Source organism: Neobacillus paridis (assembly GCF_016765675.1).
Taxonomy (GTDB): domain Bacteria; phylum Bacillota; class Bacilli; order Bacillales; family Cytobacillaceae; genus Neobacillus; species Neobacillus paridis.
The window spans coordinates 165,457-177,751 of sequence record NZ_JAESWB010000168.1; the positions used below are offsets into that span (position 1 = coordinate 165,457).

A 12,295-nucleotide genomic window follows, 5' to 3' on the forward strand; every position below is an offset into this window, starting at 1 on the left:
GAATCAATGTCCTCATTATCGGAATTTCAATTACTGGCGGTTTTGGCGCAAGAGATGAATATGCGCAAGGCGTCTGACCGGTTATTTGTGTCACAGCCGGCCTTGTCACAGCGGCTGCAATCAATTGAAAAGGAATGGGGGACAAAGTTATTTATTCGCTCACAAAAGGGGTTATCATTGACTCCTGCTGGTGAATTAGTGATTGATTTTGTCAACGACGTACTGAAAAAGGAAGAAAAGGTACGCGAAACGATTTACTCCCTTCAAGAAGGTGTATCCGGCACCCTGAGAATTGCCGTAGCTTCGATCGTTGGACAGAACTGGCTGCCGGAAGTGCTAAAAAAGTATGTCGATAAATTTCCCCAGGTTAAAATATCACTGATTACGGGATGGAGCAGCGAAATATTAAGATGTTTGTACGATGACCAAGTACATATCGGCATTATCAGAGGAACGCCGGATTGGAAGGGCGCCAAAATCCATCTTTTTAACGATCCACTATATTTGGTTGATCGGGAAATTACCAGGCCTGAACAAGTATTGGAAACAGACCGTCCCTTTATTCAATTTAAAAGTGATTCGAATTATTACCAGGAAATCCAGGATTGGTGGCTGCGAAATTTTAAAACATCACCGAAAAGAACGGTTGTCGTCGATCAAATCGAAACGTGCAAACAAATGGCCTTTAATGGGATAGGGTATGCCATTTTACCTTCGATCACTTTAACGAAGGCTGGATCAAGTATCTTTAAAATTCCCCTTGTTGATGAAAATAACAATCCTGTTGCCAGGGATACATGGTTGTTAGGATACGAATCTGCCTTTCAATTAAAACAGGTTCAAGCGTTTGTCGATGTTGTCAAAGAACATATTAGGGAATCTAACCATCACTAGGATGATTTTTTCTTGTTTTCACAGCTTTTGTTTGTTAAAGTATTTTTTAGTACGGAATAGGGGGACAGAGCAGTATGGATGCACATGAAATTATTTCTTTTATCCAAAATAGTAAAAAATCGACACCGGTTAAAGTCTATCTTAAAGGGGATTTAGCAGGAATTGATTTTGGCAGCAATGCAAAAACCTTTATTAATGGACCCACTGGAATTGTATTTGGTGAATGGTCTGAAATTGAAGCCGTAATTGACGCCAATAAAGCCAAAATTGAAGATTATGTCATTGAGAGCGACCGCCGCAATTCTGCGATTCCATTATTAGATACTAAGCATATTAATGCCCGTATTGAGCCGGGGGTCATTATCCGCGACCAAGTTGAAATTGGTGATAATGCTGTCATCATGATGGGAGCAGTTATCAATATTGGGGCTGTCATTGGCGAAAATACAATGATTGACATGGGTGTTGTTCTTGGCGGTAGAGCAACCGTTGGAAAGAAATGTCATATTGGTGCCGGAACAGTGTTAGCCGGAGTTATTGAACCACCGTCGGCTAAGCCGGTAGTCATTGAGGATGAAGTCATGATCGGTGCCAATGCTGTGGTGCTTGAAGGTGTAACCGTGGGTAAAGGGGCAGTTGTCGCTGCTGGTGCCGTGGTTACCCAGGATGTTGAACCATATACGGTAGTTGCCGGAATACCAGCAAGAAAAATAAAAGACATTGACGAAAAAACAAAATCCAAAACCGAAATCATGCAGGAACTTCGTCAGTTATAAAATCACTTTACTTTAAAGCGTGGAATATTCCACGCTTCTTTTTAAAGGAGAGAAATTATGAATCCATTCATTCAAATTCGCCGAGAGCTTCACCGAATACCTGAGCTGGGATTTCAGGAATTTAAAACGCAGGCTTATTTATTAAAATACATCCAATCCTTACCGCAACAACGTCTTCTAATAAAAAAATGGAAGACCGGTTTACTGGTAAAGGTCCCCGGTAGGAATCCGAGTAAAATGGTTGGCTACAGGACCGATATTGATGGATTGCCGATACCAGAAGAAACTGGGCTGCCGTTTTCCTCGATACATCCAGAAAATATGCATGCTTGTGGGCATGATTTCCACATGACGATTGCTTTAGGATTGCTTACGCATTTTGTCCATAATCCGATTGCCGATGATCTTTTGTTTGTTTTTCAACCGGCAGAGGAGGGACCGGGTGGTGCCGAGCCGATGCTGCATTCGAAAGAAATGCAGGAATGGATGCCAGATATGATCTTTGCCTTGCATATCGCTCCGGAGTATCCGGTGGGGACAATAGCTGTTAAAGAAGGCTTATTATTTGCAAATACATCAGAATTGTTTATCGACCTCCAAGGCAGGGGGGGGCATGCCGCATTTCCCCATCAAACAAATGATATGGTGATTGCCGCCTGTAACCTTGTCACACAGTTGCAGACGATCGTTTCCCGAAATATAAATCCGTTAGATAGCGCAGTGATTACAATTGGAAAAATTACCGGGGGAACCGTACAAAATAGTATCGCGGAAAAGGCAAGGCTTGAGGGCACAATTCGCACTTTGTCACCGGAAACAATGGGGAAAGTCAAACAGCGAATTGAAGCAATAGTCAGAGGAATTGAGGCAGGCTTTGAGTGTGGGGCGAAAATCGACTATGGATCCATGTATTATCAGGTCTATAATCATGAAGAATTGACCAAAGATTTTATCGACTTTATAAGGCAGGATCCCCATATTACCTTGGTTGAATGCAGAGAGGCCATGACTGGGGAGGATTTTGGCTACATGTTAAAAGAAATTCCCGGCTTTATGTTTTGGCTTGGTGTCGATACCCCATTCGGCTTGCATAATGCCAAACTAAACCCAAAAGAGGAAGCAATCGGGGTGGCTGTACGAATGATGACCGACTATTTAACATATAAGGGCAATTAAACGGGTTTGAAAATGTTATTGTTTTGATGGTTTGGTTCATTATGCTAAAATGATCGTGAATAAAGCGAAATTTGGTAAAATTCCGTTGCCTATTAAAATATATTTGGAGGGATTTAAAATGCCGGAACGTATGGTAGGTAAACAAGCTCCTCGCTTTGAAATGGAAGCGGTCATGCCCAACAAAGAATTTGGAAAAGTTAGTCTCGAAGAAAATATGAAGAATGACAAATGGACAGTACTGTTCTTCTATCCAATGGATTTCACCTTTGTATGCCCAACGGAAATTATCGCAATGTCAGATCGTTTTGAAGAATTTGATGATCTTGACGCAGTTGTTATCGGCGTTTCAACTGATACAATTCATACCCACCTTGCCTGGATTAATACCGATCGGAAAGATAATGGGATTGGTCAATTAAATTATCCATTAGCAGCTGACCATAATCAACAAGTGACACGGGATTACGGCATCTTAATTGAAGAAGAGGGTGTTGCACTTCGCGGGTTGTTCATTATCGATCCTGAAGGTGAATTAAAGTATGCTGTTGTTCATGATAATAATATCGGACGCAGTGTAGATGAAACCTTGCGTGTGCTCCAAGCATTGCAAACCGGTGGTCTTTGCCCGGCTAACTGGAAACCTGGACAGGCTACCTTAAAAGTTTAATTTTGTTACTAACCGGATAGACCTAACTGGATTGTGTTAGGTCTATTCTAGCATAAGGGGGGCTAACTATGAAGTTACGTGAGCCAATGCCGGAACTAACCGGGGCTGCTGAATGGTTGAATGGCCAAGTGACAAGGGAGGAACTGGTCGGTGAAAAACCAACCCTTATTCATTTTTGGTCGATCAGCTGTCATTTATGTAAAGAAGCAATGCCGCAGGTCAATCAATTTCGCGATCAATATAAGGATAAATTGAATGTCGTGGCTGTCCATATGCCTAGATCAGAAAATGATCTAAATATTGAAGAGATTAAGAAAGCTGCCGAAGAACACGGGATCACCCAGCCAATTTTTGTTGATAGTGAACATAAATTAACAGATGCCTTTGAAAATCAGTACGTTCCTGCTTATTATGTATTTGACAAAGATGGCCTGCTCCGTCACTTCCAAGCAGGTGGCAGCGGTATGAAGATGCTGGAAAAACGAGTAAACCGGGTTTTAGCTGAAATGGAAAAAGCAGAATAAGCACAAAGTTCTTAAACTGTTCGTTTTTATTAAACGAGCAGTTTTTTTGCTTATAAATATGGGATTTCTCCAAAACTGTAACTTCGCTATGGTTTTTATTTTTGGCAATCTGCCAATTCTTGCGCTGCTATTTCTGCTGATTATTGCAGTCGTATTTGTATACAAAAAACGCAAGAATAGACCTAAAGGTTGATCGTTAATTCCTTTGGTTTTCGGTAAAAAGGTGCTAAAATGATAACATTATGAAGGATAGAAACGGTTGGGGGAGTTCTTGTGAAAAAGAGTTTTGCAGTGATTGGTCTCGGACGATTTGGAGGAAGTATTTGCCGTACTTTAACGGATGAAGGGATGGAAGTATTGGCAATTGATATTAATGAAGAACGGGTAAATGAGTTTTCGATGATTGCCTCCCATGCTGTGGTTGGCGATACAACCGATGAAGCAGTATTGAAAAGCTTGGGGATCCGCAATTTTGATCATGTCATTGTCGCCATTGGTGATGATATCCAATCAAGCATTTTAACAACATTAATCCTTAAAGAGTTGGGAGTGCCTTTTGTTACCGCAAAGGCCCAAAATGATTACCATGAAAAGGTATTAAGAAAAATCGGTGCCGACTACGTTGTCCACCCGGAGAGAGATATGGGCCGAAGGATTGCCCATAATATGATCTCAAGCAATATTGTCGATTATCTCGAGCTGTCAGAAGAACATAGCATTGTTGAGATCGTGGCAAACGCAAAACTTGGCGGCCATACCATTATGGATATGGACATTCGCAAGAAATATGGGTTAAACATTGTGGCCATTAAAAGAGGCGGAGATATTATTGTTTCACCACAGGCCTCTGAAATGATTCAAGTCAATGATGTCCTAATTGTCATTGGGACGGATACTGACATTGATCGCTTTGAGAAAAAAGTTATGGAATAATAAAGAGAAGCGTGGTCACGCTTCTCTTTTTAATAGTAATTTTTAGCGCTGTCTCTTCAGGTTAAAAGGAACAGACCTTTAGTGCGAGGCGCTCACGCTTGTACTATTTTAAACTTCCATGATAATTGGCAAAATCATCGGTCTCCGTTTTGTTTTTTCATAGAGGAAAGGGGCTAATGTATCGGTAATTTCGTTTTTGATTTCCGACCATTGGCTTGTTTTTCGTTCCATTATTTTATTTAAGTGTTTGGTAATCAAAGTTTGTGCGTCATTGATTAAATCACCGGATTCGCGCATATAGACAAATCCGCGGGAAATGAGGTCCGGCCCGGAGGCGATTTTGAATTCTTTCATGTTGATACTTACAACAACAACAACTAAACCTTCTTCAGAAAGAATTCTGCGGTCGCGAAGGACAATATTCCCGATATCTCCGATTCCGCTTCCATCGATGTAAACAGACCCGGATGGAATTTTTCCGGCTACTTGTGCGGTTGAATCGGAAAGAGCTAAAACTTCGCCATTATCCATAATAAAGCAATTTTCTTCTTCGACACCACAGTCGACTGCCAATTTAGCATGCATCTTTTGCATCCGGTATTCCCCATGGATTGGCATGAAAAACTTTGGTTTGAGTAAACGCAGCATCAGTTTCTGCTCTTCCTGTCCGCCATGACCGGATGTATGAATATTACTTAATTTGCCATGAATAACATCTGCACCTGCTCGATACAGCATATTAATCGTTCTGCTGACGCTAATGGTATTTCCCGGTATAGGTGATGATGAAAAGACAACTGTATCACCAGGGATGATTTGGATTTGGCGGTGGGTTCCATTGGCAATTCTTGATAGAGCCGCCATCGGTTCACCCTGACTTCCTGTACATAGAATGGTAACCTTTTCGGCGGGTAGGCGATTAATTTGCGTTGCATCGATAAAGGTATCTTTCGGTGCTCTTATATAGCCCAAATCAAGCCCGATATTTATTGACGCTTCCATGCTTCGTCCAAATACGGCAATCTTCCGGCCATTTGTAATGGCTGCTTCCGTGACTTGTTGAAGGCGATGAATATTTGAGGCAAAAGTTGCAAAAATAATTCGTCCAGTTACCTTACGGAAAATATCCTGAATACTTTCTCCAACACGACGCTCAGACATGGTAAAATCAGGAATTTCGCTATTCGTACTATCTGATAGTAAACAAAGGACACCGTCTTTTCCGATTTCAGCCATTTTTGTCAGATTTGCTGGTTCCCCAACCGGGGTAAAATCAAATTTAAAATCGCCAGTGTGAACAATTTGTCCCGGTGGCGTTTTTACAACAATCCCATAAGAATCAGGGATACTGTGAGTGGTTCGGAAAAAGGTAACAGAAGTTTTGCGGAACTTTATAACATCGTCTTCTTTAATTTCGATCAATTTCGTGTTACGTAACAAACCATGCTCTTCCAATTTGTTTTTTATTAATCCAAGAGCAAGCTTGCCGCCATAAATAGGGATATTTATTTCCCGTAGTAAATAAGGAATGCCCCCAATATGATCTTCGTGCCCATGGGTTACGAATAGGCCTTTTATTTTATCTTCGTTCTTGATTAAATAAGTATAGTCAGGAATTACGTAATCGATACCTAATAATTCATCTTCGGGGAATTTGATTCCAGCATCGATTAAAATAATTTCATCCTGGAATTGTACTCCATACGTGTTCTTGCCAATTTCACCTAACCCTCCCAAGGCAAAAACAGCAGCTTGATCATTCTTTACAAATTTCATATATTATCAAATCTCCAATACTTTAAAGTCTTCGTTTTGTTGTTCATACTGTAAATAAGCTCCCTTCACTTCTTGTATATATTCGATGTTATAACCGCGGTCTCCAATTTTAGCGTAAACATCTCTTACAGATTCAGCCTCAATGAAAAAGGTTTTTGTTTTTTCTCGAACTGGTACCTCATTAATTGATTCTTGGTAATAAACTTTAAAAATCATGGCAATCCCGCTCCTTAATCATATAACTTTTTCTATTATATAAAACATTTTCATCTTTTTCATTTATTTTCTTTGAATTCCTCAAACTGAGCAGAAAACGATCTGAAAAGAATCACTGAATATCAATTTACAATAAGGAAGGAGCCCTTCGCAACTTGAAGGGCTCAAAATTTTTTAGGCAATTGATTTTTTTCGTAATAAATCTTTCCACTGTTTCAAGAGCTTCTTTCTTAGCTTCTTTAACATAGTGGGTCATCTCCTTACTTTTATTTTAAACCATCCTTGTCCAAAGTAAAGCGAGCAATCATAAAAATGTTGAAAATTTTTAACAGAAATAAATGGACGTTTTTTATTCCTTGTGGAAAGAAGTGTGTACCGTGCTTTTTTATTAGATAGTATATGAGGAATTAGCGGATTTTTTCATGGTTAATCATGGAATTTAACGTAGGGCCAATTGACAATTTGGTAAATGTAGTTTAGGGTTTAAGGGAAAAAATAGATACTGGATCAAGATTGAAGGGGACCTGTATGAAGAAAATTGTTTTTTTCGATATAGATGGAACATTGCTCGATCAACAAAAAAGCCTTCCTAATAGTACAAAGAAAGCAATCCAGAAATTAAAAGAGAACGGTATTTTTGTGGCGATTGCAACTGGAAGAGCTCCGTTTATGTTTGAACATTTGCGTGAGGAATTGGAGATAGACTCGTTTGTAAGTTTTAATGGCCAATACGTAGTTTTTGAAAACCAGGTTATTTATGAAAATCCTTTATCGGAAGGGGGATTAGAAGAATTATTATCCGATACCAAGAATAATAACCACCCGCTTGTGTTCATGAATGAGAAAACCATGAAGGCGAGTATCAGCAAGCATCGTTTTATTCAAGAAAGTTTGGCTACGCTGGGTTTTCCTCATCCAAATAAAGATGATCAATTTTATTCAAAGCGAAAAATTTATCAAACACTGCTTTTTTGCCAAGAAGGTGACGAGCAGCAATATTTAACGAAGTACGATCACTTTCATTTCATTCGTTGGCACCCATTGGCAGTTGATGTACTGCCCAAAGGCGGCTCAAAGGCAGAAGGAATAAAAAAATTGATAAAGGAACTGGGGTTTGCTTTACAAGATGTGTATGCTTTTGGAGACGGACTTAATGATTTGGAAATGCTGAAAACAGTCGGAATTGGCGTTGCTATGGGCAATGGGGTTCCACAGGCGAAGGAACTTGCTGATTTTGTTACAAGTGATGTGTCCGAAGATGGCATTTGGAACGGTTTAAAGGAATTGAAACTTATTTAAAGAAGGTGTAAGGCTGTCTAAAAAGAGAGGGTGTCAGACCCCATAAAATTTAATGGAACCTGACACCGGTTGGGACAGTCTCTTTTTAAATTGTCTAGCTGTCAATCTCAATTGCGCCTTCGATTGGCTTTAATGGGTTGTTTTTATCGATATGATCATAAAACATGATCCCGTTTAAATGGTCAATCTCATGCTGAAAGCAAACGGCTGGCAGTCCTTTTAGGCGAAGTTTTATTTCTTTTCCGTCTACATCGAATCCTTTTACAGTTATTCTTGCGTACCGAGGAACATAGCCTGGAATGGATTCATCTACGGAGAGACAGCCCTCCCCCGATTTTAAATAGGCTCTTTCAACAGAGTGGCTGATAATTTTGGGATTAAAGAGGGCATAGCTATAAAGCTCACCTTTATCACCGACGATATGAACAGCAATCATTCGTTTGGATACATTGATTTGTGGTGCTGCCAGCCCAATTCCCGGGCGGAGACCATATTTTTCTGCAACTTCTGGATTTTGGCTATTAATGAGAAATTCCAAAAGCTCAGTTAGTATTTGTTTATCTTCGTCAGACGGTGGCATTACAACCTCCTCAGCTGTTTTCCGAAGTGTTGGATGGCCATCTCGAATAATATTATCCATTGTTATCATGACGTTCACTCCTGTAATTCCATTTATTATGAATTAGTCTACTAAACAATTTTATAAATTCTCTTTTAATATTTTGGGATGGCAATGTTATTGTTGATTTTTAAATCAGCAGGTTGCTTAACACGGCCATTGTAAAAAAACCGGACATCGCTATAGTAAAAAAGTGATTAGGAGGGATTAAAGTGCAAACTATCAGAAAAAGTCACTTTATTATAACGGTTATTGCAATTTTTGTCATGTTATCAGGCTGTGCCAAGAAAAATACAACCGTCGAGGAAATATATCATGTCTTAGAGAAGACCGTTACAAAGGAAAAGGTATTTGAACAGCAGCAAAAACCACTTGTCACATTAGAAAAAAAGGAAAAAAATCTTTATAATCAAATCATTCGCCTAGGATTGAAACAGTATGATCAGATTGTTAAACTTTCCAATGAAGCCATTGCTTCCGTCAACCAGAGGAAAAAACTGATGGATAAAGAAACTAAAAGCATAGAGGAATCAGAGCAGGAATTTAAAAAAATTAAACCGCTTATCGGAAAATTAGAAGACCCAGATTTAAGAAAAATTACGAGTGAGTTAGCTGATATTATGTCAAAACGGTATAAGGCCCACGAAAAACTGAGTCTTGAATATAATGATGCCTTAAAAAACGATAAAAAGTTATACGAAATGTTTAAAAATAAGAACCTTCCCCTGCAGGAGCTTGAGGGACAAGTCAATAAACTGAACAAAATTTATAAGACAATCTCGGCTACCAATGAAGAATTCAATCAACTTACAGAACAATACAACAAGAAAAAGCTTAGTTTTTACAAAAAAGCAGGCTTAGCGACAAATAAATAATTAGCTTAAAAAATCGGCTCATCATGAGCCGATTTTTCTATATTATAACAATGGGAGAAATTAATACGTTTTTATATAACAGTTTTCATTCAAAAAATGAAACAGTAATTAAAAGAACTATTTTTATTTAATAAGATAAACGTAGTGAAAAATTATAATGCTAAGTGTTTGACGATGATAAATGAATATTGTAAACTCGATATTGAGATCGATAGTTGTATTATTTTTTTAGGTATAAAAAATAATACAGAACAATCCGCTGGAAGAAAATGATTCTTGTGTTTTAACTTGTATTTTTTGTGAAAGGTTAACTATAGTTAATTTTCGAAAATGCAGTGAATTTTAAAAGGAGCTCAAATGAATGCATTATTACATGCTTACAGATATTTTTTGGGCATCCTATTAAGGTGGATTTCATCAATTATTAAATTGAAATAGAAAGGAAGATGTGAACAAGATGGCTTCAAAAACGGATGCAAGAAAGGCGTTGGAAATAGTTGAAGAACAATTTCCAACATTGCAGATTCTTAATGAGGATGGGGAAATTGTAAATAAAGCAGCAATGCCGGCTTTAACGGATGAACAGCTTCAAGAATTAATGCGTCGGATGGTGTATACCCGTATTCTTGATCAAAGATCAATTTCTTTGAATCGGCAAGGAAGATTAGGTTTCTATGCACCAACTGCCGGACAGGAAGCTTCACAATTGGCCTCTCAGTTTGCACTTGAAAAAGAAGACTTTATTTTACCGGGGTACCGTGATGTGCCACAATTAATTTGGCATGGACTGCCATTATATCAAGCATTCCTATTTTCCCGTGGACATTTCCAAGGAAACCAAATTCCCGATGGTGTTAATGTTTTGTCTCCACAAATCATAATCGGGGCCCAGTATGTACAAGCCGCAGGTGTTGCTTTAGGAATGAAAAAGAACGGTAAAAAGTCTGTCGCAATTACGTATACCGGTGACGGTGGTACTTCGCAAGGGGACTTCTATGAAGGAATGAACTTTGCAGGTGCTTTTAAGGCGCCAGCCATTTTTGTTGTCCAAAATAATCGTTTTGCGATTTCGACTCCTGTTGCAAAACAATCAGCTGCCAAAACATTGGCACAAAAAGCGGTGGCAGCTGGAATCCCGGGAATTCAAGTTGATGGAATGGATCCATTGGCTGTTTATGCTGCTACTCATGAAGCTCGCGAACGTGCGATTAATGGTGAAGGTCCAAGTTTAATTGAAACCCTGACCTACCGTTACGGTCCACATACGATGTCAGGTGATGACCCTACTCGTTATCGTACTGCTGAACTGGATAACGAATGGGAAAAGAAAGACCCGCTTGTCCGATTCCGTAAATTCCTTGAAAACAAAGGTTTATGGAGTGAGGCGAAGGAAAACGAAGTAATTGAACAGGCTAAGGAAGAAATTAAGGAGGCCATCAAAAAAGCGGATGCTGCTCCAAAACAAAAGGTGACCGATTTAATTTCGATCATGTTTGAAGAAATGCCTTATAACCTAAAAGAACAATATGAAATTTATCAAGCAAAGGAGTCGAAGTAAGCCATGGCTCAAATGACAATGATTCAAGCAATTACAGATGCATTGCGCACTGAACTGAAAAATGATCCGAATACTTTAGTGTTTGGCGAAGATGTTGGCGTTAATGGCGGAGTATTCCGGGCAACTGAGGGGCTTCAAAAGGAATTTGGTGAGGAGCGTGTATTCGATACCCCACTTGCCGAGTCCGGTATTGGCGGTTTGTCAATTGGACTTGCACTGCAAGGATTCCGTCCAATTCCAGAAATCCAATTCTTTGGTTTCGTCTTTGAAGCGATGGATTCCATTGCTGGTCAAATGTCGCGGATGCGTTACCGTTCGGGCGGCCATTACCATATGCCGATCACTGTCCGTTCCCCATTTGGCGGCGGTGTTCATACTCCCGAATTGCATTCAGACAGCTTAGAAGGATTAATGGCCCAAACACCTGGACTAAAAGTGGTTGTTCCTTCGACTCCTTATGATGCCAAAGGACTATTACTTTCAGCTATCCGCGATAATGATCCGGTAATTTTCCTTGAACATTTAAAGTTATACCGGGCATTCCGTGAAGAGGTCCCGGAAGAGGAGTATACAATTCCACTTGGGAAAGCGGATGTTAAACGTGAAGGTTCAGATTTGTCGATTATCACTTATGGTGCAATGGTGCATGAGTCACTTAAAGCGGCAACTGAACTGGAAAAAGAAGGATATTCTGTTGAAGTCGTTGATTTAAGAACGATTAGTCCGCTGGATGTTGAAACGATCATCGCTTCTGTTGAAAAAACAGGCCGAGCCATCGTCGTTCAGGAAGCTCAAAAACAAGCAGGTGTTGCGGCAAATGTGGTAGCGGAAATTAATGAGCGGGCTATTTTAAGCTTGGAAGCACCGGTATTACGTGTTACGGCACCAGATACAGTCTATCCGTTCTCACAAGCAGAATCAGTATGGCTGCCAAATTACAAAGACGTAATGGAAACAGCAAAAAAAGTACTAACATTTTAAT

Annotated in this window: 13 protein-coding genes; 10 read left to right on the forward strand and 3 right to left on the reverse strand. The window is 39.6% G+C overall.

Annotated elements, in window-relative coordinates:
* Nucleotides 1–6: 6 nt before the first annotated feature.
* The 6 genes from ccpC (at nucleotide 7) to JK635_RS09840 (ending at nucleotide 4,970) form a co-directional block, all read left to right on the forward strand.
* Complete coding sequence (ccpC, locus tag JK635_RS09815) at nucleotides 7–894, forward strand: transcriptional regulator CcpC (protein WP_202653774.1); 888 nt, start codon at nucleotides 7–9, stop codon at nucleotides 892–894.
* A gap of 74 nt (nucleotides 895–968) precedes the next feature.
* Complete coding sequence (gene dapD, locus JK635_RS09820) at nucleotides 969–1,670, forward strand: 2,3,4,5-tetrahydropyridine-2,6-dicarboxylate N-acetyltransferase (RefSeq protein WP_202653775.1); 702 nt, start codon at nucleotides 969–971, stop codon at nucleotides 1,668–1,670.
* 57 nt (nucleotides 1,671–1,727) lie between these two features.
* Nucleotides 1,728–2,846 carry an N-acetyldiaminopimelate deacetylase gene (locus tag JK635_RS09825; RefSeq protein WP_202653776.1) on the forward strand — a complete coding sequence of 373 codons (1,119 nt, stop codon included), beginning with the start codon at nucleotides 1,728–1,730 and terminating at the stop codon, nucleotides 2,844–2,846.
* 118 nt (nucleotides 2,847–2,964) lie between these two features.
* On the forward strand, nucleotides 2,965–3,513 hold the full coding sequence (locus JK635_RS09830; protein WP_202653777.1) for a peroxiredoxin: 549 nt from the start codon (nucleotides 2,965–2,967) through the stop codon (nucleotides 3,511–3,513).
* A gap of 68 nt (nucleotides 3,514–3,581) precedes the next feature.
* Complete coding sequence (locus tag JK635_RS09835) at nucleotides 3,582–4,037, forward strand: TlpA family protein disulfide reductase (protein WP_202653778.1); 456 nt, start codon at nucleotides 3,582–3,584, stop codon at nucleotides 4,035–4,037.
* 273 nt (nucleotides 4,038–4,310) lie between these two features.
* On the forward strand, nucleotides 4,311–4,970 hold the full coding sequence (locus JK635_RS09840) for a potassium channel family protein (protein WP_202653779.1): 660 nt from the start codon (nucleotides 4,311–4,313) through the stop codon (nucleotides 4,968–4,970).
* Nucleotides 4,971–5,078: 108 nt separating this feature from the next.
* On the opposite strand, the gene rnjA is transcribed toward JK635_RS09840, so the two are convergent.
* On the reverse strand, nucleotides 5,079–6,746 hold the full coding sequence (rnjA, locus tag JK635_RS09845; protein ID WP_202653780.1) for a ribonuclease J1: 1,668 nt from the start codon (nucleotides 6,744–6,746) through the stop codon (nucleotides 5,079–5,081).
* A gap of 6 nt (nucleotides 6,747–6,752) precedes the next feature.
* On the reverse strand, nucleotides 6,753–6,962 hold the full coding sequence (locus tag JK635_RS09850) for a DNA-dependent RNA polymerase subunit epsilon (protein ID WP_202653781.1): 210 nt from the start codon (nucleotides 6,960–6,962) through the stop codon (nucleotides 6,753–6,755).
* Nucleotides 6,963–7,490: 528 nt separating this feature from the next.
* Between JK635_RS09850 and JK635_RS09855 the strand changes: the two genes are divergently transcribed.
* The gene (locus JK635_RS09855; RefSeq protein WP_202653782.1) at nucleotides 7,491–8,261 is read left to right on the forward strand and encodes a Cof-type HAD-IIB family hydrolase; all 771 of its coding nucleotides are present in this window, start codon (nucleotides 7,491–7,493) and stop codon (nucleotides 8,259–8,261) included.
* Between the two features lie 94 nt (nucleotides 8,262–8,355).
* Here JK635_RS09855 and def read toward each other — a convergent pair whose 3' ends face one another.
* Complete coding sequence (gene def, locus JK635_RS09860) at nucleotides 8,356–8,910, reverse strand: peptide deformylase (RefSeq protein WP_202653783.1); 555 nt, start codon at nucleotides 8,908–8,910, stop codon at nucleotides 8,356–8,358.
* 182 nt (nucleotides 8,911–9,092) lie between these two features.
* Here def and JK635_RS09865 point away from each other — a divergent pair, with 182 nt between their 5' ends.
* The 3 genes from JK635_RS09865 (at nucleotide 9,093) to JK635_RS09875 (ending at nucleotide 12,294) form a co-directional block, all read left to right on the forward strand.
* A complete protein-coding gene (locus tag JK635_RS09865; protein WP_368857082.1) occupies nucleotides 9,093–9,755 on the forward strand; it encodes a YkyA family protein in 663 nt (220 codons plus the stop codon).
* A 457-nt stretch (nucleotides 9,756–10,212) separates the two neighbouring features.
* The gene (gene pdhA, locus JK635_RS09870) at nucleotides 10,213–11,313 is read left to right on the forward strand and encodes a pyruvate dehydrogenase (acetyl-transferring) E1 component subunit alpha (protein ID WP_202653784.1); all 1,101 of its coding nucleotides are present in this window, start codon (nucleotides 10,213–10,215) and stop codon (nucleotides 11,311–11,313) included.
* Nucleotides 11,314–11,316: 3 nt separating this feature from the next.
* Nucleotides 11,317–12,294: an alpha-ketoacid dehydrogenase subunit beta gene (locus JK635_RS09875; protein ID WP_202653785.1), complete on the forward strand. Its 978-nt coding sequence runs from the start codon at nucleotides 11,317–11,319 to the stop codon at nucleotides 12,292–12,294.
* Nucleotide 12,295: the final 1 nt, after the last annotated feature.